This is a genomic window from Streptosporangium sp. NPDC001681 (assembly GCF_040298085.1).
Taxonomy (GTDB): Bacteria; Actinomycetota; Actinomycetes; order Streptosporangiales; family Streptosporangiaceae; genus Streptosporangium.
The window spans coordinates 23,036-48,321 of record NZ_JBEOZN010000075.1 but is presented as its reverse complement, the minus strand read 5'-3'; the positions used below and the strand labels follow the sequence as shown (position 1 = coordinate 48,321).

Here is a 25,286-nt window from a genome sequence, read left to right as displayed (position 1 = left end):
CGCTGGGATCCGGCTCCTTCCCTCGTCGAGGGAGGCCGCTCGTTCCTCACGACCTCCCTCTCCTCAGTCCAGTCGCCGGCGCGGCCTCACGGGAAGTCCCCCAAGGAAGGGCATGGGGTACGTCCTCAGGGGCTCCTTGGGGTGGTCTCCTCGGTCCAGTTACCGGCGGGATCTGAGGCGTCGGCGGTGGGGCGCCTTCGGGTCCTCGTACGGAAATTGCGCGAACATTGTTCGGAGGCGTCCCGGTCGCCGTGTCGGCAAGTAGATCTCGGTACGCTTCTGAGGCAAACTGTCCTGCGACTTTAGGAGCGCTTCGTGGCTTCCATCGAGGGCGTTACCGCCCGAGAGATCCTTGACTCCCGGGGTAACCCGACGGTCGAGGTCGACATCCTCCTGGACGACGGCAGCCAGGGGCGCGCCGCGGTTCCCAGCGGCGCGTCCACCGGCCAGTTCGAGGCCGTCGAGCTCCGTGACGGCGACGAGCGCTACGGCGGCAAGGGCGTGGAGAAGGCGGTTCTCGGCGTGACCGACGAGATCGCCGACGAGATCCTCGGGTTCGACGCCACCGAGCAGCGCAGCGTCGACCAGATCATGATCGACCTGGACGCCACGCCCAACAAGGCGCGTCTGGGCGCCAACGCGATCCTGGGCGTCTCGCTCGCCGTGGCCAAGGCCGCCGCGGACAGCGCCGAGCTGCCGCTCTTCCGCTACCTGGGCGGGCCGAACGCGCACCTGCTGCCCGTGCCGATGATGAACATCCTGAACGGCGGCGCGCACGCCGACACCAACGTCGACATCCAGGAATTCATGATCGCTCCGATCGGGGCGGAGACGTTCCGTGAGGCCGTGCGGATGGGCACCGAGGTCTACCACGCCCTCAAGGCGGTGCTGAAGGAGAAGGGCTACGCCACTGGCCTCGGCGACGAGGGTGGTTTCGCGCCGAACCTGCCCTCCAACCGTGACGCGCTCGACCTGATCCTGGTCGCCATCGAGAAGGCCGGGTACGTGCCCGGCGAGGACGTCGCGCTGGCCCTCGACGTGGCCGCCTCCGAGTTCCACTCGGGCGGCGTCTACACCATCGACGGCAAGGGCCTGTCCGCCACCGAGCTGATCGCCTTCTACGAGGACCTGGTCGCGAACTACCCGCTGGTCTCCATCGAGGACCCGCTGGACGAGAGCGACTGGGAGGGCTGGAACGCCATCACCCGCGCCCTCGGCGACAAGGTCCAGCTGGTCGGCGACGACCTGTTCGTGACCAACCCCGAGCGCCTGGCCCGCGGCATCGCCGAGGGCACCGCCAACGCGCTGCTGGTCAAGGTCAACCAGATCGGCACCCTGACCGAGACCCTCGACGCGGTGGACCTGGCCCACCGCAGCGGTTACCGCTGCATGATGAGCCACCGCTCCGGCGAGACCGAGGACACCACGATCGCCGACCTCGCCGTGGCCACCAACTGCGGCCAGATCAAGACCGGTGCCCCGGCCCGCTCCGACCGGGTGGCCAAGTACAACCAGTTGCTCCGCATCGAGGAGCTTCTGGACGACGCGGCCCGTTACGCGGGTCGGGCGGCCTTCCCGCGTTTCCGGCGGTAGTTTCTTCTGGCGGCTCGCACTCGTTCCGAGCACGGGCCGCACCTCGGGAACGCCGGTCGCGGTCCGGCGTTCCCCAGGTGCGGAGATCGGCGACCGCCGGTGTCGGAGCCGCTGTGCGGGGCACGGCGGGCGGGGAACGGTGGACGAGGCCGCGAGAACGTGGGGACGAGGAGGGGCGCATGGCGACACGGCCGCAGTTGACGGGACGGGCCGCGGTCCTCGCGATCGTGGTGTGCGCGATCGCCATGAGCCTCGCCTACCCCATCAGGGAGTACGTCGCCCAGCGCCGCCAGATCGCCCAGCTGGAGCAGGAGAAGGCCAGGGAGATCGCCGCGATCAAAGCCCTGGACGACCGCCACAAGCAGCTCCTGGACCCCGGTTTCATCAAGCGGCAGGGCAGGGAGCGGCTCTTCTACTGCGACCCCGGGCAGAAGTGCTACGTCGTCATGGGCGAGTCGCCCGTGCCGGGCAGGAACACGGCCGGTGAGCGGAGGGCGGTCGCCAAGCCACCGTGGTACGAGACGCTGTGGGACTCGGTCAAGGCCGCCGACAGTGGCACCGGGCAGAAGGCGGCCAGGGCCGCCGGGTGACGCCGATACCCTGGTTGTCATCTTCTTGGGGGTGTCACGAATGGTTGATGACCGCGACGTGGCGGCGGTGGAGCGACAGCTCGGCCGGGCGCCACGAGGACTGCGAGGGGTGGCGCACCGCTGCCCGTGCGGGCTGCCCGACGTCGTCGAGACCGCACCGAGACTGCCCGACGGATCGCCCTTCCCGACCCTGTTCTACCTCACGTGCCCCAGGGCCGCCTCGGCCATCGGCACGCTGGAGACCTCGGGGATGATGCGGGAGATGCAGGCCAGGCTCGCCGACGATGCGGAGCTGGCCGAGGCGTACCGGGCCGCCCACGAGGACTACGTGGCGCGCCGTGACAAGGCGGCCGCCGCGGACGGCCTGGAGCCGCTGCCCCGCGACATGCAGAGCACCGGGGGCATGCCCACCCGGGTCAAATGCCTGCACGCCCTGGTCGGGCACGAGCTCGCGGTGCCGGGGAGCAACCCCTTCGGCCGTGAGGCCCTTGACGCGCTCGGCGAGTGGTGGGCCGCCGGGCCGTGTGTGGACGTCGAAGACGCAGAGGAGAGCAAGTGATCCGCGTCGCCGCGATCGACTGCGGTACCAACTCCGTCCGCCTGCTCATCGCCGAGGTCGGCAGGGACAGGCTGATCGACGTCGAGCGCCGAATGGAGATCGTCCGGCTGGGGCAGGGGGTCGACGAGACCGGCAGGCTGGCGACGGACGCCCTGGAGCGTACGTTCACCGCCATGCGCGGCTATGCCGAGCTCATCAACCGGCACGCGGCCACCTCGGTCCGCGTGGTCGCCACCAGCGCGACGAGGGACGCCGCAAACCGGCAGGACTTCGTGGACGGCGTACGCGAGATCTTCGGCGTCGAGCCCGAGGTGATCACGGGCGTCGAGGAGGCGGAGCTGTCGTTCGTCGGGGCCACCCGCGAGCTGGTGCGGTTCTCGCCCGAGACGGGACTGCCCGCACCCGAAGGCACCCGCCCCCCGTACCTCGTGGTCGACATCGGCGGCGGCTCGACCGAGTTCGTGCTCGGCTCGACGCATGTGGAGGCCGCGTTCTCCGTCGACATCGGGTGTGTCCGGCTGACCGAGCGCCACCTGCGCGGCGCGGGTGACCCGCCGTCGGCGAAGGCGGTCGAGGCGGTGACCGCCGACATCGACGAGGCGCTCGACCGGGTCGCGGCCGAGGTGCCGGTGGAACGGGCGTTGACGCTGGTCGGGCTTGCCGGTTCCGTCACCACGGTCGCCGGAATAGCGCTCGGGCTGTCTGAATATGATTCGCAGAAAATCCACCATTCGCGAATTACCGCAGGTCAGGTGCATGACATCGCCGGCAGATTGCTTGGAATGACCGTTGCGCAGCGGGCGACGATTCCCGTCATGCACCCCGGCAGGGTCGACGTGATCGGGGCGGGCGCGCTCATCCTCGACCGGATAGTGACCCGTTACGGTTTCGGCGATGTGGTCGCCAGCGAGCGCGACATCCTCGACGGCATCGCGTGGTCCGTAGCCACCTCATAACAAGACCTAGACAATTCACCCGTTTAGGGAGTATTGAGGAAAGCTTCCCGTTTATGGTTAGGTAAAGAAGCTTTAGTGGGACTTTGCCGTGGGCCCGGCACAGCTTGTTGTCGGGGCGGCAACCGTCTCCAGGGCAAATCTTGCTTCCCAACGAACGGAGCATCCCCTCATGAAGTCCGGACTAGCACGAAAGCTAGCCGCAGCAGGAGCCAGCGCGGCCATGCTGGCAACCATGGCAGTAGGCATGCTGGCCACGCCCGCAGCGGCGGCCAGTGGATCGGGTCAGACGGTCGCGGCCGTCGCCAAGCCGAAGCCGAAGCCCGCCGTGTGGGCGGGCACTCCCAAGGCGTCTCCCTCGAAGTACGAGGGTGAGTGCCCGGTCAAGGTGACCTTCTCCTCGAAGATCAAGGTGAAGGCCGTCAAGGCCAAGACCACCGTCGCCTACCGGTGGTTGCGCGGAGACGGATCCAAGGGCAAGGTCCAGACCTTCACCTTCCGCGGCAAGGGCGTCAAGAGCTTCACCGTCAAGGAGAAGGCGACCTTCAAGGGCGACGTCAAGGGCTGGCAGGCCATCCAGCTCCTGGCTCCGCGTGCCGCCACCTCCGCGAAGGGCCGTTTCTCGGTCTCCTGTGGCGCCGGTGAGGACGACCACGAGGTCGTCAGGCCCGGTGTCGGTGCGCAGGTGTGGGTCGACGAGGGTAACTGCGAGGCTACCCTGATCGGTCGGATCAACACCTCCGACTCCCGCTGGGTGCGTTACCAGTGGGTCGTCAACGGCCGCGTCGTCGACCGTGACGCCGTTCGCGTCAACGGTTCGCGCAAGGTCTTCCACGTGATCAAGCCCCGTGACGACTTCAGGGGCTGGGCCGCGCTGGAGATCATCGACCCGGTCGAGACCTCGTCCAACCGCGCCTACTTCAAGATCTGGTGCAAGGACACGTCGCCGAAGGTCTCGGTCTCCGCCTACGCCCCGACCGACTACGCCGGCACCTGCCCGGTGACCCGCACGTTCACCGGCACGATCAGCGCTTCGTACGTTCGTGGCTCCGTGAAGTACCGCTGGATCCGCGACGGTGTCGCGGGCGACTGGCAGAGCATCTACTTCAGCGGTCACGGTACGCAGCGCCAGAGCGTGACCGACAGCTGGACCGCCTCGACGTCCGGCGACGCCAAGCGTGCGATCGAGATCTACGGTGGCCCGACCAGCGACACCACGGTGGGCAAGGTCTTCTGCAAGCCCACCTCCACTCCCACTCCGACCCCGACCCCCACTCCGACCACCACCGCGACTCTTCCCGCCTGATGGCCTGACAGTCGCGACAGCGCGCCCGGCGGCTGACGCCGGGACGTGTCCGGAGTGAAACAGGCGGCGTCCGCACCCAGCGGGCGCCGCCTGTCGCCTTTCCACTCCGATCGCCTCGCCTCCCCGGCGGGCCTGCGGGAGGCGAGGGGCCCGGTGGGCTCCGCGGTCTCCCGCATCGGGCACCATCGGATTCATGACCTGTGTTCCTCCCGGATCCGGCTGGCCCGGCGATCCCGCCCAGCCCGACACCCCCGTCGCCCACGACCCCGCCGAGGTGCGCGAGCTCGCGGAGAAGAGTGGCAGCCTCGCTGAGCTCACGGCCGCGCAGTCGGTCTGCAGGGCCTGTCCGCGCCTGGTGGAGTGGCGCGAGGAGGTGGCGACGGTCAAGAGGCGGGCGTTCGCCGAGGAGACCTACTGGGGCCGGCCCATCGCCGGATGGGGCGCGGAGCGGCCCGAGATCCTGATCGTCGGACTGGCTCCGGCGGCGCACGGCGGCAACAGGACCGGGAGGATCTTCACCGGCGACCGCAGTGGTGACTGGCTGTTCGCCTCGCTGTACCGGACGGGGCTGGCCGTACAGGAGACCAGCCTGCACGCGGGCGACGGGCAGCGGCTCGTCGGCGCGCGGATGGTGGCGGCGGTCCGGTGTGCTCCGCCCGCGAACAGGCCCGAGCCGGCCGAGCGGGCCACCTGCTTCCCCTGGCTGGCCCGTGAGGTCGCCCTGGTCTCGGCGGACGTACGGGTGGTCGTCGCGCTGGGAGGCTTCGCCTGGCAGGCGATCTGGCCCGCGCTGAAGGACGCCGGATACGCCCTGCCCCGGCCGAGGCCGCCCTTCGGGCACGGCGCCGAAGTGGAGATCACCTCCCCCGGGGGAGGTCCCGCGTACCTTCTCGGCTGCTATCACCCCAGCCAGCAGAACACCTTCACCGGCCGGGTGACCGCGCCGATGCTGGACGAGCTCTTCACCAGGGCGAACGCGCTCCGCAGCTTGTGAACTCAATCACAACCAGAAGATCGACAGGAATTTTCGCAAGAAGAGAGGATGTTTCTAACCGTCGGCGGAAATTTCGGATAAGTTGCCGGGCTTGCGGCTGGCGCGACCGGGGTCACGCACGTATGCTTGTGAAAGGTTTCACAAGCCTCGAGACTTAAGGAAGGCGTCGAAGTGGACCGCAACTCCAAGCACATCGTGGTGGTCGGTGGAGGCTATGTCGGCCTTTACACCGTGCTGCGCCTGCAGCACACGCTCCGCAAGGAACTGCGCGAAGGAAGCGTGCGAATCACTGTCCTCACCCCCGAGTCCCACATGACCTACCAGCCCTTCCTGCCCGAGGCGGCCGCCGGAAACCTCTCGCCCCGGCACGTGGTCGTCCCGCTCAGGCGCGTGCTCTCGAAGGCGACGATCCTCAACGGCAAGGTGACCAAGGTCAACCACGCCGCCAAGAGCCTCACCTTCGCGCCCAACGTCGGCACGGCGCACGAGATCGACTACGACATCGTGGTCATGGCCGCGGGCTCGATCTCCCGCACGCTCCCCATTCCGGGCCTGGCCGACGCCGCGATCGGTTTCAAGACCGTCGGCGAGGCGATCGCGCTGCGCAACCGGGTGCTCGAGCTCCTCGACCGGGCCGAGAGCGACGGCGACGAGGCCCTGCGCAAGCGGGCGCTGACGTTCGTCGTGGTCGGTGGCGGCTTCGCGGGTGTCGAGGCGCTCGCGGAGCTGGAGGACATGGCGGTCGACGCCACCCGCTACTACCGCAACATCTCCCGCGAGGACATGCGCTGGGTCCTCGTGGAGGCCACCGACCGCATCCTGCCCGAGGTCGGTCCCGAGATGGGCAAGTGGACCGCCGAGCAGCTGCGCGAGCGCGGTATCGAGGTCAAGATGAACACCCGCCTCGACTCCTGCGAGGGCGGCCTGGTCAAGCTCTCCGACGGCGACGAGTTCGAGTCCGCCACCATCGTGTGGACCGCCGGGGTGAAGCCCAGCCCGGTCGTCAACGCCGGAGACCTGCCCCTCGACGAGCGTGGCCGGATCAAGACGAGCACCCGGCTGACCGTGGTCGGTGTCGAGGACGCCTACGCGGCCGGAGACGTGGCGGGCGTGCCCGACGTGACCAACCCGGGCCAGTACTGCGCGCCCAACGCCCAGCACGCCGTACGGCAGGCCAAGGTCCTCGCCGACAACATCACCCGCAGGCTCCACGGGAAGGAGCAGATCGACTACCGGCACCGGTATGTCGGCTCCGTCGCGGGGCTGGGCCTGCACAAGGGGGTCGCCAACGTCTACGGGATCAAGCTCCGCGGGCTTGCCGCGTGGTTCATGCACCGCACTTACCACCTGTCGCGGGTGCCCACGATCAACCGCAAGGTCCGGGTGACGGCCGACTGGACCCTGGCGCTCTTCTTCAAGCGCGAGACCGTCTCTCTCGGAGAGATCGAGGAGCCACGTACGGAGTTCCGCGCCGCGGCGACGACCTGAGCCTCTCCGGGGGTGGACACTCGCGCCCACCCCCGGATTCGTCGTTGCCGACGGTGTGCTATTCCTTGACCGGGTTCCCGAATCCAGGGCGGGTCCGTAGATTTGGAGCAGTGAGTCATGCGACGGTTGGCTTGAGCAGTTACGCATGAGTGGTCCGTTACGTATGATTAGGCGCCCCCGTAGCCCAATGGCAGAGGCAAACCCCTTAAAAGGGTTCGAGTGAGGGTTCGAGTCCCTCCGGGGGTACCGCATTGCCCATTCGACAATCGGTCCGTGACCAGTGCAAATGTGGTCACGGGCCGATTTTTCTTACTGCTTGGGATTCGGTGGGACCCTGGTATAAAATAGTAACCATGGGAAACGAGGCGAACCTGGAGCCGATGCTTCGGGCCAATGGGATCGCCCGGCAAGTGATCGATCACATCGGGGACAAGTGGTCCCTGCTGGTGATCGCGGCCCTGGGGCACGAGGCCCAGCGGTTCTCCCGGCTCAAGGCGCGGATCGAGGGGATCAACCAGCGCATGCTGACCCGGACGTTGCGGGCGCTGGAGCGCGACGGCATCGTCGAGCGCAACGTCTATCCGACCTCGCCGCCCAAGGTGGAATACGTGCTCACCCGGATCGGCCGCGATCTCTCGGTCACCGTGACCGGTCTCTGCGAGTGGGCGCGCCGCAACCTCGACGAGGTCGAGGCGTCGCAGCGCCTTTTCGACGAGAGATCGGCGAAGGAGATGTGAGGTCCGGGAACCAGACGCGCCGACCGTTCGTTGGCAACATCGGCGGTAGCCGTACGGTCACTTGAACAACATGGATATCAGCACGATACGGCCGTGTGACAACCGATCTAATACGCTGATCGCGTAGGTCGCAGCGTGGAGGCAGCGATGGAGAGCAAGAACCCCGTATTCAGTCGGCAGGCCAAGGGGAATCAGCAGGGATGGGGCATGCCGACCCCCACCCCTGACCAGCTTCAGGGAATGTACAACACGCCGTCGTACGCGCCGCCCGCACAGCGGACGATGACGATCGACGACGTGGTCGTGCGTGGCTTCATCACGCTCGGCACGCTCGTTGTCTCGGCGGCGGTCGCCTGGGCGCTCAACCTCGGTATGGTCGCGGCGATCGTCGGCGTCATCGTCGGCCTGGTGCTGGCCCTGGTCATCTCGTTCAAGCAGAGCACCAACCCCGCGCTGATCCTCGGGTACTCGGTGGCGTACGGCGTCGCCATCGGCGTGATCAGCCACGTTTACAACAACCTGTACAGCGGCATCGTCTTCCAGGCGGTGCTCGGCACGGCCCTGGCGTTCGGTGCCATGCTGACGGTCTACGCGTTGCGCATCATCCGGGTGACGCCGAAGTTCACCAAGTTCGTGGTGGCCGCGGGTCTGGGCCTGATGGGTCTCATGCTCGTCAACCTGCTCGCCGGCTTCTTCATCGAGGACGGCATCGGCATCCGCTCCGGTGGTCCGCTGGCCTACGTGTTCAGCATCGCCGCGATCCTCATCGGCTGCTTCTTCCTGCTGCTGGACTTCGACGAGGTCGAGCGCGGGGTGCGGGCCGGTGCCCCGGAGAAGTACTCGTGGCTGATGGCCTTCGGCCTGACCGTCACCCTGGTCTGGATCTACCTGGAGATCCTGCGCCTGCTGAGCTACTTCTCGAGTAGCGACTGACTGTGACGCCAGGAGGCCCCGCCGGATTCGATCCGGCGGGGCCTTCTTTTTTTCTGAGCGGATGTGTGAGTGAACGGAAGGCAACGGGGGATAGACGAACCGCGACGAGAGAGAGCATCTCGGGGCTTGCCATCTGCGCTTTCGTGATGCACTGTCGAGCAAAGGAGCCTATCCGTGGAGGTGCCCATGTCGTTGAACCACTCAATGGAGACGCAGAGCAAGCTGATCGCAAGGGTCCCGGATATCACGGGACGTGCACTCCCCGAGTGGTTCCGAGCAATCGACAACGGTCCGTCGTTCCTTCGCTGTGATGAGCGCGCCACCTGGCTCGCGGACGAGCACGGGCTGTCCCACGGCTATGCCGCCGCCATAGTGCACGAGCACGAGCGGCACCGCCGTACCCGCCACCTGTAAGTCGACTATCTTCGCCAAGCCCGCGCCACCTTGGTGGTGCGGGCTCTGTCATGTACGCCATGATGAGCTCATGGATCATGAAAAGGCGCGCGGATTCATCCGCGCCAACCATCGCGCGGTCATGCTGACCTCGCACGCGGACGGACGCCCGCAGCTCTCCCCGGTCACCGTGGGGCTCGACGCGGAGGGGAACCCGATCGTCAGCACCAGGGAGACCGCGGCCAAGGTCCGCAACCTGCGTAGGGACCCGCGACTCTCGCTCTGCGTGACCACCGACGCCTTCTTCGGCGAATGGATCCAGATCGACGGCACCGCGGAGATCATCTCGCTGCCCGAGGCGATGGAGACCCTGGTCTCCTACTACCGCGACATCTCCGGTGAGCACCCCGACTGGGACGACTACCGGGCCGCCATGGAGCGGGACCGGCGGGTGATCGTGAAGATCACGATCACCCGTGCCGGCCCCGACGTCCACGGCTGACCGGGGCCTCGGGGATCGGTCCCGGCCCCGGCCTCAGCTGAGGCGTTCCAGGACCATGGCCATGCCCTGACCGCCGCCGACGCACATGGTCTCCAGCCCGATCGACCTGTCGTGGAAGGCGAGGCTGTTGATCAGGGTGGAGGTGATGCGGGCCCCGGTCATCCCGAAGGGATGGCCCACCGCGATGGCGCCGCCGTTGACGTTGAGCCTGTCGATGTCGATGCCGAGATCCTGGTAGGACGGGATGACCTGGGCGGCGAACGCCTCGTTGATCTCGACGAGGTCCACGTCGCCGATGGACATGCCCGCCCTGGCCAGGGCCTGCTTCGAGGCCTCGACAGGGCCCAGGCCCATGATCTCGGGGGACAGGCCGGTCACGCCGGTGGAGACGATCCGGGCGAGCGGGGTGATGCCGAGCTCGGCCGCCCTGGTGTCGCTCATCACGATCACCGCGGCGGCGCCGTCGTTCAGCGCGCAGCAGTTGCCCGCGGTGACCGTGCCGTCGGGCCGGAAGACCGGTTTGAGGGTCGAGACGGCCTCGTAGGTGGTGCCGGCGCGGGGGCCGTCATCCTTGCTCACCACGGTTCCGTCGGGCAGGGTCACCGGGGTGATGTCCTTCGCCCAGAAGCCGTTGGCGATGGCCTTCTCCGCCAGGTTCTGGGACCGGACGCCGAACTCGTCCTGCTCCTGCCGGGAGACGCCCTTCAGCCCGGCCAGGTTCTCCGCGGTCTGGCCCATCGCCACGTAGATGTCGGGCAGCAGGCCGTCCTCGCGCGGGTCGTGCCAGACCTCGCCGCCGCCCTCGGCGGCCATGACCGAACGGGCGCGGGCGTCGTCGAACAGCGCGTTCTGCGTGTCGGGCAGCGAGTCCGAGTTGCCCTTGGCGAAGCGGGAGACGCACTCCACGCCCGCCGAGACGAACACGTCGCCCTCGCCCGCCTTGATCGCGTGCAGCGCCATCCGGGTGGTCTGCAGGGAGGACGAGCAGTAGCGGGTCACGGTGGTGCCGGGCACGCCGTCCAGGCCGAGCAGGGTGGCGACCACGCGGCCGATGTTGAAGCCCTGCTCGCCGCCCGGCAGGCCGCAGCCCAGCATGAGGTCGTCGATCGTGGTCGGGTCGAGTTGGGGGACCTTGGCGAGCGCGGCCTGGATGATCTGTGCTGTCAGGTCATCGGGGCGGATCTCCTTGAGGGACCCCTTGAAGGCGCGTCCGATGGGCGAGCGCGCGGTCGCGACGATGACTGCCTCGGGCATGTGGCTCTCCTGGGTTCGTATCTGCTCCTCCAGCGGAGCGTACCGTGCGGTATGCCCGAAGCCACGCCCAGGGCGGCATTGAAACAGAACTTTGTACTAGGCGCACAGTGCCCCGTCCGGGGACGGGGCACTGTCGCGAGTCGACCGCTCTCACGGGCCGCGGATGTGCCCGGTGCCGGTCTCACACATCGGCCGCGGATGTCAGCCGTACATGCCGGGCGAGGTGCCGTCGCCGTCCTTGATCCCGTGGAGGCCGCCCTTCTCGTCGCGCCACATCCGCCAGCCGTTCTGGCTGCCGGTGAACCAGGCGGGCGGGACGCCCGGGCCGGACACCCGCTTGCCGTCGGCCAGCCTGAACTCGCACAGCGAGGCCACCGAGTAGAACCCGGAGTTCTGGCCCTTGAGCGCGAGCGGTTTGGGATCGGTCGCGCAGAAGGACCAGCTGTGCTCGTCCTTGACATCGGCGTTGCGGCCGGTGGAAAGGTCGAACGTGTTGCCCGGCTTGTCGTGTCGCAGGAAACCGACCTTCTCCATCCGAGGTGGGAAGGCCAGCCACCAGCCGGACTCGGGAACCTGCTCGGCGGAGATCTGGCCGAGCACCCGGCCGCTGTCGGCCTCCAGCCGGGCGAACCCGCCGTACTGGCCCTGCTGGTCGACCGGGCGGACCACCGGTGCGAAGCCGGGGCTGCCGCTGGGATAGACGCGGACCACCGACGGGCGCATCCAGTTGACGGTGCCGTCGGCGAGCTTGACGGAGAACAGGCCGAAGGCCGAGACCTTGCTCGTCTTCGGGTTGGTGTAGGGGGCGACGTACCCGACGAGGTTTCCCGTCGTCGCGCCGAAGGACCAGCCGCCTGACAGGTCGACCCCGGAGCCGAGGGCCTGCTCGACGGGGACCCGCCAGATGACCTTGCCGGTCTTCAGGTCGTGCGACTCCAGGACGGGATGGCGGGCGAGGCGGAGGAAGACCACGCGGGAGGTGTCGGACCACTCGACCTCGGCGATGCCGGGGAGCTTCCACGCGATCCTGCCGGTGACCGGATCGAGCACGACGACGCGGGCGCTCGCGAGCGCGGTGTGCTCGGACACGCACACGAAGGCTCCGCACCGCTGGGGGCCGAAGGTGGAGTGCACCGGGCGGCTCCATCTGCGTGCCCCGGTTCTGGCGTCGAGGCCGACGAGCGTGGCCTTCCAGCGCCCCCGCCTGGCGGGGTCGACCGTCACCGCGACGGTCTGCCCGGTGGCGGTCTCGACGATCGCGGGAGCGGGCACCCCCATCCCCGGCAGGCGGCCCGCCATGGTCGAGGGGTGAGACCACAGCTTCCTGCCGGTGGCGAGGTCGACGGCCACCGCCTCGAGCGTGCCGTCCGGCTTCATGGAGGTCGTCATGGCGACGCCATCGGCGACGGTGGTGCGGCTGACCACGTTCACCTCGGTGTTGTGCCAGGTGGGATGGTCAGGGGTGGCCGCTTCACTGCCGGAGCAGCCGCCCAGGGTCAGAGCTCCGGCGAGCACCAGGGCCGGTTTCGCGAGGGGCCGGATCACGGGTATTCCACTCCAATGCGGGCGAGGCGTTACGGCTTCGCGGCGGAGGGTGACCGTGTTCAGGCGCTGTCGGGCCGCTTTCCTGGCCTCCGGCCGAGCAAGGTCACCCATCGTCCCTGGGGTCCGGTCGCCCGACCGGCGACACGGGTCGCGGAGACCTCGGCGCCGGGCTCCTCCGCGGCCTTGGCCGCCGCGAGGTAGATCGACTCAGCGCGCTGGACGCGAGGTTCGGGCCAAAGCTCCAACGCACTGCATACGGAAGGTAGCACTGCGTAAGCTATCTGGAGATAGCCTTGGCTAGATGGGTGATAACGATCAAGGCCGAACATCTCCGACGGGTTCATGTCGAACTCCGGCCCCAGCAGGTCCGCGAAGGCCACGGTCCGCCCGCCCGCCTCGACCACGGCGACGGTCTGCGCGGCGGCCAGCTGGCGGCTCCATCGCCTGGTCACCCAGCGCAGCGGCTGCGCGATCGGCCTGACCGTGCCGAGGTCGGGACAGGTGCCCACGACCACCTCCGCCCCCGCCTCCCGCAGCCGCCGGACCGCTCTCTGCAGGTGTCGTACGGCCTGGGCCGGTATGGTCTGCGAGGTGACGTCGTTGGCGCCGATGAAAATGACCGCGATCTCGGGCCGGGCTTTGAGCGCCTCGTCGACCTGGTCGCCCAGCTCCGCGGAGGTCGCCCCCGACCTGCCCGCCACGGTCAGCCGTACCGGTCGCTCGGCGATCACGGCCAGCCCGTTGGCGATCAGCACGGCGGGTGTCTCCGCGGGGTCCGTGGTGCCCAGGCCGACGGAGGTGGAGTCACCGAGCATGGCCATCCGGATCGGCTCGCCGCCGAAGGCCCCGTACACGCCGTCAGAAGGCGGTCCGTCCATACCGTGCGGGCGGCCGACCGCGCGGCGGGCCACCATCGCCTCGGCCAGCAGCAGCCCGTAGGTCGCCGCGCCGAGCAGGGTGACGCCTCCCCCTCCCAGTGCGGCCGCCGCGGCGATGCGACGGGCGGCTCGCGCCGTCCCGGGTGTCCAGATCACGTGACGTTGCTCCCTCCGTACGGGGCGGTAGCGTTGCCTTGGAACATGGTCGAGGTCCCGCCACCCCCATGGGACCACGGCGATCAACACAACAAGCTGACAGAGCTTTGGTATTTCGAGGTGATATCCCGGTGCGCGTACATGATTCGCTCGTCGAACTGATGGGCAACACCCCTCTCGTCCGGCTGCAGAAGGTGACGGAGGGTATTTCCGCCCAGGTGCTGGCGAAGGTGGAGTATTTCAACCCAGGCGGTTCGGTGAAGGACCGCATCGCGGTGCGGATGATCGACGCCGCCGAGAAGTCGGGCGAGTTGCGGCCGGGGGGCACGATCGTGGAGCCCACCTCGGGCAACACCGGAATCGGCCTGGCCATCGTGGCGCAGCAGCGGGGGTACAAGTGCCTGTTCGTGGTGCCGGACAAGGTGGCCCAGGACAAGATCGCGGTGCTGCGCGCCTACGGTGCCGAGGTCGTGGTCTGCCCGACGGCGGTCTCTCCCGATCACCCCGACTCCTACTACTCCGTCTCCGACCGGCTGGCCAAGGAGACGCCGAACGCCTGGAAGCCGGACCAGTACTCCAACCCGAACAACCCGGAGAGCCACTACCACTCCACGGGCCCGGAGATCTGGGAGCAGACCGAGGGCCGGATCACCCACTTCGTGGCGGGCGTCGGCACCGGTGGCACGATCAGCGGCACCGGCCGCTATCTCAAGGAGGTCTCCGGCGGCCGGGTTAAGATCATCGGCGCCGACCCGGAGGGCTCGGTCTACTCCGGCGGCACTGGGCGGCCGTACCTGGTGGAGGGCGTCGGCGAGGACATCTGGCCGGCCACCTACGACACCACGATCTGCGACGAGATCATCGCGGTCTCCGACAAGGACTCCTTCGGCATGACCCGCCGCCTGGCCCGCGAGGAGGCGCTGCTGGTGGGCGGCTCCTGCGGCATGGCGACGGTGGCGGCGCTGCGGGTGGCCTCGCAGGCCGGCCCTGACGACGTGGTCGTGGTGCTGCTGCCCGACGGTGGCCGCGGCTACCTTTCGAAGATCTTCAACGACGAGTGGATGGCCGACTACGGCTTCCTGACCACCTACAGCGACGAGGGCCTGGTCAAGGACGTGCTGACCCGCAAGAACTCCGGTATGCCGGAGTTCGTGCACACCCACCCGTACGAGTCGGTCGACACGGCCATCTCGATCATGCGCGAGTACGGCGTGTCGCAGCTTCCGGTGATGAAGGAGGAGCCGCCGGTCATGGCCGCCGAGGTGGTCGGCTCGATCCTGGAGCGAGACCTGCTGGACGCCCTGTACCGCGGCCGGGTGCGGCCGACCGACCCGCTGGCGGCCCACATGTCGCAGCCGCTGCCGACGCTCGGCGCGGGGGAGCCGATCTCCATCGCCGTCGAGGCGCTGGAGAAGGCCGACGCCGCGGTCGTCCTCGACAACGGCAAGCCCGTCGGGCTGCTCACCCGCCAGGACCTGCTGGCCTTCCTCGCCAACCACTGAGCTCGCCGACCACTGAGACCACCCGAACGCCGGCCGGGAGACCCCGGTCGGGGTTCGGAGCGTCCCTGCGGGTCAGAGGGGGAACTCGGCCGTCACCTCCCAGGCACCGGAATGGGTGGGCCCGGCCATGAGCCTGCCGCCGAGCGCCTCGACGCGCTCGGCCATGCCCACCAGGCCGAAGCCGCCGCCGAGGTGGGAGATCCTGACATCGGACGCCGAGCCGTAGTTGCGCACCCGCAGCCGCACGGCGTCCCCGGCCGTGTTCTCCCGGTTCCCCGGCTCCCAGCCGTTCCCCGTGCGCCTGCTCTCGGCCCAGGCGCGCAGGTCGGAGCCGTCGGTCAGCCTCAGGTCCGCCTCGACCCAGCCGGTGCCGGGAGCATGCCGGCGGACGTTGGTCAGCGACTCCTGGAGGACCCGGTGGAGGGTGGTCATCACCTCCGGGGCCATGCTGCCGTCGGTGATGCCCTGACCGATGTCGAAGGCGACCTGGGGGCCGGTGGCGGAGAAACGCTCGACCATCGTGCGCATGTCCATGAGCGTGCTGCCCGGTGAGCGGGTGGCCTCGTCCTGCGCGCGGAGCACGCTGACCAGGCGGCGCATCGAGGTCAGCGCGTCGGCCCCGGCGCCGGCGATCGCCTCCAGAGAGGGAATCACGGCCTCCGGCTTCCGCTCGGCGACGACCTTGGCGGCCTGCGCCTGCACCACGATCCCGGTGATGTGGTGGGCGACCAGGTCGTGCAGCTCCCTGGCCAGCTCCAGGCGCTCGGCCCGCCGTACCGATTCCACGGCCTCCCTGCGGCGCTCCTGCTGGAAGCGGAGGTAGGCGCCGATACCGGCGGCGAACGACCAGCTCACGAAGAGCAGGAAGCCGGTGACCACACTGGCGGTCGTCTCGTTCAGGCGTACGCAGGAGGCCTCCAGCACGACCATCGCCGCCAGCGAGAACAGCGCGGCCCGCCGCACCGGCTCGATCGCGCGCAGTCCGCCGACGGTGAGGACCAGCAGCGTTCCGATCTCGGCCAGGCCGGGTCCGCCGTTACCCCCGGCGATGCCGACGGCCAGGCTGCACAGGAACGACACCGTCAGCAGGGCGACGAACCCGCCGACCCGCAGGCGGCGGCGCCACAGCACCGCCGCGACGCCCAGCACACCGCACACCAGAACCGGCCACATCGCCTCCCCGCTCGCGCTCGTCATGATCAGAACGTCGAGCAGCAGGAGCAGGAGGAGCCAGCCGATCAACGCGATCTCGCTGAGCCTTTTGACCCAGTAGACGAGCCGGTTCGTTTCCCCCACGGTCCCAGAGCCTAAACCTGAAGGGGGAGGTGAGGTATCGGCCGTTCGGCTGAGCCGTCCCGGTTCGAACCGGCCCTTCAGCGGAGGCGGTGCCAGAGCGGTCGCACCGATGCTTGAGACGTCGAAGGGGGAGAGAGAAATGACTGTCGTCGGAATTCTGCTGCCGGTCGCCGGCCTGCTGGTCGGCGTCGCCCTGACGCTCGCCGACCCGGTCCTGCTCTCGCGGATCACCGGGGAGCGCGCCGAGGGAGTAACGAAGGGCGGTGTGTAACGGTTGTTCGTGCTCCTCAGTGGGGGCGATGCGGTTGTTCGTGCTCCTCAGTGGGGGAGTGCGCCGAGGGAGTGCCTGGAGGGCGGTGTGGTGCGGTTGTCCGTGCTCTGTGGGCGCCAATGTTGCGAGTAGCGTTGACCCCATGAACCAAGGATTCGAGACGCTGGCCATCCACGCAGGTCAGGAACCCGACCCCTACACCGGGGCGGTGGTTCCGCCGATTTACGCGGTGTCCACCTACAAGCAGGACGGCGTGGGCGGTCTGCGCGCCGGATATGAGTACAGCCGGTCGGCCAACCCGACCAGGACGGCGCTGGAAGAGGCCATGGCCGCGGTCGAGGGCGGCAGCCGCGGTCTGGCCTTCGCCTCGGGCCTGGCGGCCGAGGACACGGTGCTCCGCACGATCTGCAAGCCGGGCGACCATGTCATCATCCCGAACGACGCCTACGGGGGCACCTACCGTCTGTTCGCCAAGGTGCACGAGCGCTGGGGGCTGCACTACGACCCGGTGCCGCTGGGCGACCTGGCGGCGGTGGCGGCCGCGGTGACCCAGAAGACCAGGATCATCTGGGTGGAGACGCCCACCAACCCGCTGCTCGGCATCGCGGACATCGCGGCCCTGGCCCAGCTCGCGCGCGACTGCGGCGCGTTGCTGGTGGTGGACAACACCTTCGCCTCCCCGTACCTGCAGCAGCCGCTGGCGCTGGGCGCGGACGTCGTCGTGCACTCCACCACCAAGTACGTGGGCGGCCACTCCGACGTGGTCGGCGGCGCGCTCGTCGCAGGCGACGCCGGGCTGGGCGAGGAGCTCGCGTACCACCAGAACGCGATGGGCGCGGTGGCCGGGCCGTTCGACGCCTGGCTGACGCTGCGCGGTCTCAAGACGCTCGGGGTGCGGATGGACCGCCACTGCGCGAACGCCGAGCGGGTGGTGGATCTGCTACTCGCCCATCCGCGGGTCACCTCGGTGCTCTATCCGGGCCTGGCCGATCACCCCGGTCACGAGGTGGCGGCCAAGCAGATGAGGCGCTTCGGCGGCATGGTCTCCTTCCGGATGGCCGGAGGGGAGGCCGAGGCGGTCGAGGTGTGCGACCGGACCAGGCTGTTCACCCTGGGCGAGTCGCTCGGCGGTGTGGAGTCGCTGATCGAGCACCCCGGCCGGATGACCCACGCCTCCGTGGCGGGTTCGCCGCTGGAGGTCCCCGGTGACCTGGTCCGCCTGTCGGTCGGCATCGAGTCGATCGACGATCTCCTCGCCGACCTCACCCAGGCGCTGGGGTAGGAACGCGGGCGTGCTCAGGCCGGGTTGAACCAGACCATCAGCGCCAGGATGACGATCCAGATCAGCACGATCACGCCGGAGAACGCGGCGATCCGGCCGACCTGAACCTTGGCGTCGTCCTCCGGGCTCTCGCTGGAGAGGACCCGGATGGCGGCGCCCTGGTCGCGGGCCACCATGAACAGCAGTCCCAAGGTGACGATGAAGAGCGTCATGGAGACCGACAGGTACGGCCTGCCGAGAAACTCGCGGCCCAGCAACAGGCCGAACAGGAAGATCCCCAGGGAGGCGAAGCCGTAGATACGGGTGGTCTTGTGCAGGTAGCGCAGGACGTCGACGTTCTTGGCACGGATGAATCTGGGAGTGGACATCATGGCGGCGGTCACCGGGCCCAGGGCGAAGATCGAAAAGCCGATGTGCAGCCAGAGCAGCAGGTCTGTCATGCGCCAGACATTAGTCTTCGTCGATCTCTTCTGGGTACGGCTCGCTTGGCCGTCACCGACCTGCAGTGATCTTTTGAAGGAGGTTCCGGTGCGGCGGGCGGGCGGGTTCCGGTCCCTTGGTCGTCCCGCGGGTGCCGTGAAGACCGGGTCGGCCGGACATCCGGGGGGATGTCACTCGCCGTCGATGGTGTCGTGCCTGTCCCGGCCGTGCGGGACCATGCACAACTCGAAGCAGACGCAGCCAATGAGCATCAGTGCCACGAGAATTCCCGCGAGCATCGGACTCATTCCTCCCCCTTGAATTGGTGAACTTTCTTTACTGGGTAGACGGCGGCAGTCCCGAAGACGTTGTTACGGAAGGGTCACGGTTTGCGGGGTGGTCGATCTTCGAATCCTGCTCTGAGCACACCCGGGGATGAGTAGGATCGAATGAGCCCGCTCCCGTGTGATGAGACCGGCGGCGAAGTCGTGGTCGTGCCGGGCGGGCCTTCCACCGAACAGAGATAAGACGGCACGAAGGAGTGCCAGCCGTGGCTGTCAAACACGTTGAGCCGTACACCGAGGAGTGGCGGGAGCAGCCGGCCCACTATGCCGGTCTCGTCGTCGAAGCCCTGGGTGACCAGGTCGAGAGCTGGTGGCAGGGGCCCTGTGACCCGCGCACCGTCACCGTTCGCCTGACCGGAGGCGACGCGCTGGTCTGGGACGAGGAGAGCGGCTGGCGCCGTGGCCGCTACGCGAGCGGTGACCCGGGCACCCCCACGGTCCTCGCCGACGATCGCTATCTCGGCGGCGGCCTCCTGCTCTCTCCCCGGCGGATCCCCTCCGCGATCGCCGACGCCCGCGCGGGTGTCGGCAACAGCACGGCGTGGCGTCCCTGCTACCGCTCCTACCGCCACTACCACGACGGCTTCGACCTGGCGCTCGACGGCTACGCCGACTTCTGGGCCCTCAGGTAGGCCGGGGACCCGTCAGCGCGTGCGGCGGGCCCGCAGGAAGTCGCTGACGACGTACTCTCCCAGGCGGTCGGCGCCGGGAGAGAAGACCCGGCCGCCGTTGCGTCGCCCGACCTCGTTCACGAAATCCTTCAGACGCTCGTCATCGGCGAGCATGAAGACGTTGAGCGTCGCCCTGCGCCGGGTCATCTTGTCGACCTCGGCGAGCGTCAGCTCCAGCGTCTCCTGGGTGGGCGGCCACTCGAAGGCCGCCGAGCCGTTGCGCCGCAGGTGGGCGGTGGGCTCACCATCGGTGACCACGAGCACGACCGGCTCGAAGTCGGGGTGGCGGTCCAGGTGGCGCCCGGCGATCAGCAGGGCGTGGTGCAGGTTCGTCCCCTGGACCATGTCCCACTCCAGGCCCGCCAGCTCGTCGGGCTGCAGCACGCGGGCGTAGTTGGAGAAGCCGATGATCTGCACCGAGTCCTGCGGGAACTTCGAGGCCACCAGCGCCTGCAGCGCCATCGCCGTCTGCTTGGCGGCTGCCCAGGTGCCGCGGAGCGCCATCGAATAGGACAGGTCGACCAGCAGGCAGACCGCCGCCGCCGTACGCCGCTCGGTCTCGGCCACCTCGAAGTCGTCGACGGACAGGGTCACCGCGCCGGTGCTCCCTCCGCGCCGGACGCCGTTGATCACCGTGCGGACCACGTCGATCGGCTGCTCGTCGCCGAACCGCCAGGGCCGTGAGGAGCCGGTGAGCTCGCCGGCCGAGCCGGCGTCCACCTGGTCGTGATCGCCGCGGCGTCCGCTCTCCAGGGAGGCGAAGACACGGCGCAGCGCGGTCTCCCCCAGGCGCCTGACGGCCTTCGGGGTGAGCTCCAGCTTGCCGCGTCGGCGCAGCAGGTAGCCCTGCTGCTCCAGCTCGCGCTCGACCTGCCTGAGCACCTGCAGGTCGTCGACGGCCGCCCGGCCGAGGGCACGCCGGATCGCGGCCTCGTCGATGTCGTCCATCCGGGCGCCGGGGTAGTCCTGGCGGAGCGCGGCCTCCAGCTGGGTCAGGTCGGCGAGCTCGTCCAGCGCGCTCACCGCGTCGGACATCCCCATCGGCTCGTCGCCGCTCAGCCGCTCCGGGGTGTTCCAGGCGAGGTCGGGGCGGCGGGCGTACAGGGACTCGCCCAGGCGGCGCATCTGCTCGTCCAGCCCGGCCTGGGCGAGCGTCTGCTCGATCAGCCGGCCCAGTTCCTCGCGCTGGGCCGGGGTCAGGGAGGCCAGCAGGCGCTGGGTGGCCGCGGCCCGCCGGGCGAGGGTGTCGACCAGCTCCTCCAGGTTCCGCGGCGACTCCGGAAACATGTCCCCATATTTCGACATGAACTGCTCGAAATCGGCCTGAGTGTGCTCGCCACGGGCATCCCGGTCGAGCATGTCGTTCAGGTCGGACATCATCTCCCTGACCCGCTCCATGGCGGCGGGGTCGGGATTGGCCAGGGCCTGCCGCATGCCGCGGAACTGGCTGTCGAGCACCTCCCCGCGCAGCAGGTCGCGCAGTTCCTCGAAGGTCTGCCTGGCGGCGGCCGAGCGCCACTGGTAGTCCCCCAGTTCCCGGATGGCGCTCGCCGTGTCGTCGGGGAGAGCGGCCAGCTCCGCCTCACGCAGCCTGGCCTCGTCCGAGGGGTCGGGGAACAGCTCGGCCCGCTCCTGGCCGATCGCCTTGTCCAGCAGTGCCCTGGCCCGCTCCAGCGTGCCGTCCAGGCGCCCGCGCTCGCGCAGCTCCCGGCGCCGCCGCCGCACCTCGCGGAGCAGATCGTCAAGCCCGCGCCGATTCTGCGCGCCCGGCAGGCCCTCCTTGAGCAGGTCCCGCAGGGCGTGGGCGGGGTTGGAACCGGACAGGATCGCGTCGCCCATCCGGTCCAGCGCCGAACGGACGTCGTACGGAGGGGCGAGCGGGTCGGGCCCGTCCCGGTATTCGCCATAGCGATAGCTCATGCCAGACACCTCAGGTGCGGTAGGTCGTCGTGCCGTCCACCTCGTCCTTGGAGAGCCGGCGCAGGAGGTACAGGCCCTCCAGGGCGAACTCCAGCGCGGCGGCGGCGTGGCCGGGCGACTCGTCGCCGATGCCGAGCTGGGACATGATCTTCGCCAGGCCCTGCACCGGGCCGATCCTGCGCAGCAGCTCGGCCGCCGGGACCGTCACCCCCGACTCGACCTGGACGCCCTCCGCGAACCTGTCCAGCAGCGGGGCCAGGTCCATGCCGCCGAGCGTGCCGCGGAACGTCTCGGCCACCGCCCTGCGGAGCAGGTGCGAGAGCACCTCGGTCTCCCGGCCCTCCTCGCTGACCTCGAACTCCACCTTGCCGCGGAGCGTGTGCACGATCCCCGGCAGGTCGGCGACCCTGGCCACCGCGTGGTCCTCGCCGGTCAGCGCCGCCCGCCGGATGGCTGAGGCGGCCGCGGTCTCGGCCGCGGCGATGGAGAAGCGTGCCGAGACGCCCGAGCGCGCGTCCACGGCGGTGGACTCGCGGACCAGCCGGGTGAAGCGGGCGATCACCTCGATCAGGTGGTCGGGCAGGTCGGCGCCCACCTGGTCGAGAGCGGCCTCCTGACGGATCAGCACCAGCTCGGTCTCGATCGAGAGCGGGTAGTGGGTGCGGATCTCGGCGCCGAAACGGTCCTTCAGCGGGGTGATGATCCGGCCGCGATTGGTGTAGTCCTCGGGGTTGGCGCTGGCGATCAGCAGGATGTCCAGGGGCAGGCGCAGGTTGTAGCCCCTGACCTGGATGTCGCGCTCCTCCAGCACGTTGAGCAGCGAGACCTGGATGCGCTCGGCCAGGTCGGGCAGCTCGTTGACGGAGAACACGCCCCGGTTGCTCCTGGGGACCAGGCCGTAGTGGACGGTCTCCGGGTCGCCGAGCGTGCGCCCCTCAGCGATCTTGATCGGATCGATGTCGCCGATCAGGTCGCCGACGGAGGTGTCCGGGGTGGCGAGTTTCTCGCCGTACCGCTCGTCCCGGTGTTTCCAGGAGATCGGCAGTTCCTCACCCGCCTCGTCGGCCAGGCGGCGGCAGCGGACGCACGAGGGCTGGTAGGGATGGTCGTTGATCTCGCAGCCCTCGACGACGGGGGTCCACTCGTCGAGGAGCCCGGTCACGGTGCGGATCAACCGGGTCTTGCCCTGGCCACGCTCACCGAGCAGGACCAGATCATGCCCGGCGAGCAGCGCCCGCTCCAGGTATGGCAGGACGGTGTCGTCGAAGCCCACGATGCCGGGGAACCGCGGCTCTCCTGCCCGCAGGCGGGCCAGGAGGTTCTCACGGATCTCGGCCTTTACCGTACGGTGAATATGGCCGCTCGTGCGCAGCTCGCGCAGAGTACGTGGCTCTGGGATTTGAGGCACGGGATCGAGCCTACGTCCACAAGACCCGATCCGGCACTCTCATCCCTCTTTCGGATCTTGACTATTGTGTGGGGCTTGACACGAGTGCTTGTGTCGGCAGTGGGGAGAATCGCTCCAAGACAAGACACCGGATGACTTCAGGATCAAGCCTCAGGACGGCCTCGGAGGGGACGTCAGAGGGTTCCGGCATTCACGAACTTCACGGCGAGCTTCGGACGAGACCACGGTCACTCCCGGGCGAGCCGTCAGACAAGAGGGAGAGGCGAGACGAGTGGCGCTGATGACGAGCCGTTTCGCCGATGGCCTCGCGGTGGGGTCCGATCTGGTCGCCGCAGCCGAGACCGCGGTGCGCCAAGCTCTGTCCGGTCTGTCCGGACCCGCTGACCTGCTCTGCTTTTTCATCTGCGGGGACGATCCCGACGACGTCTCCCGCGCCGGACTGCGTGCGATGAGCATGGCACCGGGCGCCGCCGTCCTTGGCTGCAGCGCCACCGGGGTCATCGGTGACGGGCAGGGGGTGGAGGTCACCCCGGCGGTCAGCGCCTGGGCCGCCACCCTCGGCGGGGCCAGGCTGACGACCTTCGCTCTCGACACGCTGCGGACCGACGATCGCTTCGTCGTGGTCGGCCTGCCCGACCGCGGCCCCGACGATCATGCCGCCATCCTGCTCGCCGACCCCTACACCTTCCCCGCCGACGGTTTCGTCGAGCGCTCAGAGGAGGTCATGGGAGATCTTCCGCTGATCGGCGGCCTGGCCAACGCGATCCAGGGCCGCGGCGCGGTGCGGCTGTTCGCCGACGGGAGGATCTACACGGAGGGGGCCGTCGGGGTGCTGCTCAGCGGTGACCTCAACGTCAGCACCGTGGTCAGCCAGGGCTGCCGCCCGATCGGCCCGACGATGGCCGTCACCTCCGTCGAGGACAACCTGCTGCTCGAACTCGCGGGGCAGCCCGCGCTGGCGCGGCTGGAGGAGATCGTCAGCGCCCTGGACGAGGACGACCGCGACCTGGTCGCCTCGGGGCTGCAGATCGGCATCGCCATGGACGAGTACGCGGAGCGGCACGAGCGCGGCGACTTCCTGATCAGGGGTGTGCTCGGCATCGACCCCGAACGTGAGGCGGTGGCCATCGGCGACGTCGTCGAGATCGGGCGTACCGTCCGGTTCCAGGTCCGCGACGCCGCCACCGCCGACGAGGACCTGTACGAGCTGCTTGACGCCCACCGAGAGGAGTTCGGCCGGGTGGACGGTGCCCTGCTGTTCTCCTGCAACGGCCGGGGCTCGGCCATGTTCGGCAGCGCCGACCACGACGCCGTCGCCGTCCGCGACACCCTGGGCCCCATCGGGGTGGCCGGGTTCTTCGCCGCGGGAGAGGTGGGCCCGGTGGGCGGCCACAACCACGTCCACGGCTTCACCGCCTCGGTCCTGGTCTTCTCCGCCCGCCCATCCGCCGGCCACCCCTGAGACCAGCAGATCTTGAGCCGCTCGTCGCCGAAGCCGGGTGGACCGAGAAACGATCGATCCCGCCATTCGGACCGGACGGTCATCGCGAGGCGAGGGCTCTGTTCGCGGCGTGGGCCGCTCGGTGTTCGGCGTCCACGATCTTCTCCAGTATCTCGGGGTCCATGACGATGGCGGACGAGGGGATCTCGGCACGGCTGCGCGGGGAGATCGGCAGGCCGACGGCGGCGAACCGGTCCGCCAGGCGCTCGAACGCCGCACCGTCGACGCCGGAATCGTTGATCAGCGCCTCAAGGAGGGTGCTGCCCCTCGGCACGAAGAAGGTGCCCTCGCTGTCGATCGCGACGATCGGCGGTCGCTCCGCCCGCTCATCCGGGTGCAGCCAGTATCCGTACACGCCATCGCCGTACGAGGGCGAGTTGACCGTCTCCACGACGGGGAACAGGTGGCTCAGCACCTCCGACCAGGACCCGCCGATATCCCGGTTGACATCGTCGTCGAACACCGGGTGGGTGCTCCCCGGCCCCAGCACGGTGATCTCCATCTCGCACAGCGGGTCGGCCTCCCGGCCCGCGTCGAGGGGCCGGGCGGCCTGGATGGCGACCATCCGCAGCAGCTCGCCGGGGACCGGGCGGTCGCCGAGCCACCGCCGCGCCCATTCGACGTACTCCTCCTTCGTGAACCGCCCGTCCGTCATCTCAGGACACCCTGCCCCCCCGGTGTGAGCCACCGCGTACATCTTGCGCTCCGTGTTGTCCAGGAACCGATTCCGATCCCATCTCCGTGAGTCTGCCCGCACCGTCTTGTGAAGTTCTTGTAAGCGACTGGGGCG

General features: G+C 69.0%; 24 protein-coding genes and 1 tRNA gene. 17 read left to right on the top strand and 8 right to left on the bottom strand.

Going from position 1 to position 25,286, the window contains the following annotated elements:
* Window positions 1-315 precede the first annotated feature (315 nt).
* From eno to ABT130_RS29405, 12 genes are all read left to right on the top strand, one after another.
* Window positions 316-1,593 (top strand): phosphopyruvate hydratase, encoded by a 1,278-nt coding sequence (eno, locus tag ABT130_RS29460; protein WP_350960656.1) that lies wholly within the window; start codon window positions 316-318, stop codon window positions 1,591-1,593.
* 179 nt (window positions 1,594-1,772) lie between these two features.
* Entirely contained in the window at window positions 1,773-2,183 is a 411-nt protein-coding gene (locus tag ABT130_RS29455) for an FtsB family cell division protein (protein ID WP_350960654.1), read from the top strand.
* Window positions 2,184-2,223: 40 nt separating this feature from the next.
* Complete coding sequence (locus ABT130_RS29450; RefSeq protein WP_350926778.1) at window positions 2,224-2,742, top strand: DUF501 domain-containing protein; 519 nt, start codon at window positions 2,224-2,226, stop codon at window positions 2,740-2,742.
* Window positions 2,739-3,698 (top strand): Ppx/GppA phosphatase family protein, encoded by a 960-nt coding sequence (locus tag ABT130_RS29445; protein ID WP_350960651.1) that lies wholly within the window; start codon window positions 2,739-2,741, stop codon window positions 3,696-3,698. The genes ABT130_RS29450 and ABT130_RS29445 overlap by 4 nt, the downstream gene beginning before the upstream one ends.
* Window positions 3,699-3,930: 232 nt before the next feature.
* The gene (locus tag ABT130_RS29440; protein WP_350960649.1) at window positions 3,931-5,001 is read left to right on the top strand and encodes a hypothetical protein; all 1,071 of its coding nucleotides are present in this window, start codon (window positions 3,931-3,933) and stop codon (window positions 4,999-5,001) included.
* Between the two features lie 193 nt (window positions 5,002-5,194).
* On the top strand, window positions 5,195-5,995 hold the full coding sequence (locus ABT130_RS29435; RefSeq protein ID WP_350926772.1) for a uracil-DNA glycosylase: 801 nt from the start codon (window positions 5,195-5,197) through the stop codon (window positions 5,993-5,995).
* A 171-nt stretch (window positions 5,996-6,166) separates the two neighbouring features.
* Window positions 6,167-7,483 carry an NAD(P)/FAD-dependent oxidoreductase gene (locus ABT130_RS29430; protein WP_350926770.1) on the top strand — a complete coding sequence of 439 codons (1,317 nt, stop codon included), beginning with the start codon at window positions 6,167-6,169 and terminating at the stop codon, window positions 7,481-7,483.
* A 173-nt stretch (window positions 7,484-7,656) separates the two neighbouring features.
* A tRNA-Leu gene (locus ABT130_RS29425) sits at window positions 7,657-7,729 on the top strand.
* Between the two features lie 107 nt (window positions 7,730-7,836).
* Entirely contained in the window at window positions 7,837-8,220 is a 384-nt protein-coding gene (locus ABT130_RS29420) for a winged helix-turn-helix transcriptional regulator (protein ID WP_350926768.1), read from the top strand.
* Window positions 8,221-8,367: 147 nt separating this feature from the next.
* The gene (locus ABT130_RS29415; RefSeq protein ID WP_350926766.1) at window positions 8,368-9,153 is read left to right on the top strand and encodes a Bax inhibitor-1/YccA family protein; all 786 of its coding nucleotides are present in this window, start codon (window positions 8,368-8,370) and stop codon (window positions 9,151-9,153) included.
* A 186-nt stretch (window positions 9,154-9,339) separates the two neighbouring features.
* Window positions 9,340-9,567 carry a DUF4287 domain-containing protein gene (locus ABT130_RS29410; protein ID WP_350926868.1) on the top strand — a complete coding sequence of 76 codons (228 nt, stop codon included), beginning with the start codon at window positions 9,340-9,342 and terminating at the stop codon, window positions 9,565-9,567.
* A gap of 70 nt (window positions 9,568-9,637) precedes the next feature.
* Window positions 9,638-10,048 (top strand): PPOX class F420-dependent oxidoreductase, encoded by a 411-nt coding sequence (locus ABT130_RS29405; RefSeq protein WP_350926764.1) that lies wholly within the window; start codon window positions 9,638-9,640, stop codon window positions 10,046-10,048.
* Window positions 10,049-10,081: 33 nt separating this feature from the next.
* On the opposite strand, the gene ABT130_RS29400 is transcribed toward ABT130_RS29405, so the two are convergent.
* The 3 genes from ABT130_RS29400 to ABT130_RS29390 all read right to left on the bottom strand — a co-directional run bounded on the left by ABT130_RS29400 (window position 10,082) and on the right by ABT130_RS29390 (window position 13,881).
* Entirely contained in the window at window positions 10,082-11,302 is a 1,221-nt protein-coding gene (locus ABT130_RS29400) for an acetyl-CoA C-acetyltransferase (RefSeq protein ID WP_350926762.1), read from the bottom strand.
* Between the two features lie 201 nt (window positions 11,303-11,503).
* A complete protein-coding gene (locus ABT130_RS29395) occupies window positions 11,504-12,847 on the bottom strand; it encodes an outer membrane protein assembly factor BamB family protein (protein WP_350960646.1) in 1,344 nt (447 codons plus the stop codon).
* Between the two features lie 59 nt (window positions 12,848-12,906).
* The gene (locus ABT130_RS29390; protein ID WP_350960644.1) at window positions 12,907-13,881 is read right to left on the bottom strand and encodes an SGNH/GDSL hydrolase family protein; all 975 of its coding nucleotides are present in this window, start codon (window positions 13,879-13,881) and stop codon (window positions 12,907-12,909) included.
* Between the two features lie 131 nt (window positions 13,882-14,012).
* Here ABT130_RS29390 and ABT130_RS29385 point away from each other — a divergent pair, with 131 nt between their 5' ends.
* Window positions 14,013-15,383 (top strand): cystathionine beta-synthase, encoded by a 1,371-nt coding sequence (locus ABT130_RS29385; RefSeq protein ID WP_350926756.1) that lies wholly within the window; start codon window positions 14,013-14,015, stop codon window positions 15,381-15,383.
* A 72-nt stretch (window positions 15,384-15,455) separates the two neighbouring features.
* On the opposite strand, the gene ABT130_RS29380 is transcribed toward ABT130_RS29385, so the two are convergent.
* Window positions 15,456-16,679 (bottom strand): sensor histidine kinase, encoded by a 1,224-nt coding sequence (locus ABT130_RS29380; RefSeq protein WP_350926754.1) that lies wholly within the window; start codon window positions 16,677-16,679, stop codon window positions 15,456-15,458.
* A gap of 139 nt (window positions 16,680-16,818) precedes the next feature.
* Here ABT130_RS29380 and ABT130_RS29375 point away from each other — a divergent pair, with 139 nt between their 5' ends.
* Window positions 16,819-16,950: a hypothetical protein gene (locus ABT130_RS29375; protein WP_350926752.1), complete on the top strand. Its 132-nt coding sequence runs from the start codon at window positions 16,819-16,821 to the stop codon at window positions 16,948-16,950.
* A gap of 142 nt (window positions 16,951-17,092) precedes the next feature.
* A complete protein-coding gene (locus ABT130_RS29370) occupies window positions 17,093-18,232 on the top strand; it encodes a cystathionine gamma-synthase (RefSeq protein WP_350960642.1) in 1,140 nt (379 codons plus the stop codon).
* A 14-nt stretch (window positions 18,233-18,246) separates the two neighbouring features.
* Here the strand turns inward: ABT130_RS29370 and ABT130_RS29365 are convergent, their stop codons facing one another.
* Entirely contained in the window at window positions 18,247-18,672 is a 426-nt protein-coding gene (locus ABT130_RS29365; RefSeq protein ID WP_350960639.1) for a hypothetical protein, read from the bottom strand.
* Between the two features lie 530 nt (window positions 18,673-19,202).
* Between ABT130_RS29365 and ABT130_RS29360 the strand changes: the two genes are divergently transcribed.
* Window positions 19,203-19,628 carry a DUF6292 family protein gene (locus ABT130_RS29360; RefSeq protein WP_350960636.1) on the top strand — a complete coding sequence of 142 codons (426 nt, stop codon included), beginning with the start codon at window positions 19,203-19,205 and terminating at the stop codon, window positions 19,626-19,628.
* Between the two features lie 12 nt (window positions 19,629-19,640).
* Here ABT130_RS29360 and ABT130_RS29355 read toward each other — a convergent pair whose 3' ends face one another.
* Together ABT130_RS29355 and ABT130_RS29350 are read right to left on the bottom strand one after the other, a co-directional pair.
* Complete coding sequence (locus ABT130_RS29355) at window positions 19,641-21,587, bottom strand: vWA domain-containing protein (protein WP_350960634.1); 1,947 nt, start codon at window positions 21,585-21,587, stop codon at window positions 19,641-19,643.
* Between the two features lie 10 nt (window positions 21,588-21,597).
* Window positions 21,598-22,995, bottom strand: coding sequence for a sigma 54-interacting transcriptional regulator (locus ABT130_RS29350; RefSeq protein ID WP_350960631.1), 1,398 nt, complete (start codon window positions 22,993-22,995; stop codon window positions 21,598-21,600).
* A 280-nt stretch (window positions 22,996-23,275) separates the two neighbouring features.
* On the opposite strand from ABT130_RS29350, the gene ABT130_RS29345 reads away from it, so the two are divergent.
* Window positions 23,276-24,457: an FIST signal transduction protein gene (locus tag ABT130_RS29345; protein WP_350926740.1), complete on the top strand. Its 1,182-nt coding sequence runs from the start codon at window positions 23,276-23,278 to the stop codon at window positions 24,455-24,457.
* Between the two features lie 79 nt (window positions 24,458-24,536).
* Here the strand turns inward: ABT130_RS29345 and ABT130_RS29340 are convergent, their stop codons facing one another.
* Complete coding sequence (locus tag ABT130_RS29340; protein WP_350960628.1) at window positions 24,537-25,151, bottom strand: hypothetical protein; 615 nt, start codon at window positions 25,149-25,151, stop codon at window positions 24,537-24,539.
* Window positions 25,152-25,286: the final 135 nt, after the last annotated feature.

Excerpts from the sequence above, each read along its gene's own strand:
- ABT130_RS29455 (WP_350960654.1), top strand. The coding sequence starts at position 1,773 with ATGGCGACACGGCCGCAGTTGACGGGACGGGCCGCGGTCCTCGCGATC.
- ABT130_RS29450 (WP_350926778.1), top strand. The coding sequence starts at position 2,224 with ATGGTTGATGACCGCGACGTGGCGGCGGTGGAGCGACAGCTCGGCCGG.
- ABT130_RS29440 (WP_350960649.1), top strand. The coding sequence starts at position 3,931 with ATGGCAGTAGGCATGCTGGCCACGCCCGCAGCGGCGGCCAGTGGATCG.
- ABT130_RS29435 (WP_350926772.1), top strand. The coding sequence starts at position 5,195 with ATGACCTGTGTTCCTCCCGGATCCGGCTGGCCCGGCGATCCCGCCCAG.
- ABT130_RS29420 (WP_350926768.1), top strand. The coding sequence starts at position 7,837 with ATGGGAAACGAGGCGAACCTGGAGCCGATGCTTCGGGCCAATGGGATC.
- ABT130_RS29415 (WP_350926766.1), top strand. The coding sequence starts at position 8,368 with ATGGAGAGCAAGAACCCCGTATTCAGTCGGCAGGCCAAGGGGAATCAG.
- ABT130_RS29410 (WP_350926868.1), top strand. The coding sequence starts at position 9,340 with ATGTCGTTGAACCACTCAATGGAGACGCAGAGCAAGCTGATCGCAAGG.
- ABT130_RS29405 (WP_350926764.1), top strand. The coding sequence starts at position 9,638 with ATGGATCATGAAAAGGCGCGCGGATTCATCCGCGCCAACCATCGCGCG.
- ABT130_RS29400 (WP_350926762.1), bottom strand. The coding sequence starts at position 11,302 with ATGCCCGAGGCAGTCATCGTCGCGACCGCGCGCTCGCCCATCGGACGC.
- ABT130_RS29375 (WP_350926752.1), top strand. The coding sequence starts at position 16,819 with ATGACTGTCGTCGGAATTCTGCTGCCGGTCGCCGGCCTGCTGGTCGGC.
- ABT130_RS29370 (WP_350960642.1), top strand. The coding sequence starts at position 17,093 with ATGAACCAAGGATTCGAGACGCTGGCCATCCACGCAGGTCAGGAACCC.
- ABT130_RS29365 (WP_350960639.1), bottom strand. The coding sequence starts at position 18,672 with ATGACAGACCTGCTGCTCTGGCTGCACATCGGCTTTTCGATCTTCGCC.
- ABT130_RS29355 (WP_350960634.1), bottom strand. The coding sequence starts at position 21,587 with ATGAGCTATCGCTATGGCGAATACCGGGACGGGCCCGACCCGCTCGCC.
- ABT130_RS29345 (WP_350926740.1), top strand. The coding sequence starts at position 23,276 with ATGACGAGCCGTTTCGCCGATGGCCTCGCGGTGGGGTCCGATCTGGTC.
- ABT130_RS29340 (WP_350960628.1), bottom strand. The coding sequence starts at position 25,151 with ATGACGGACGGGCGGTTCACGAAGGAGGAGTACGTCGAATGGGCGCGG.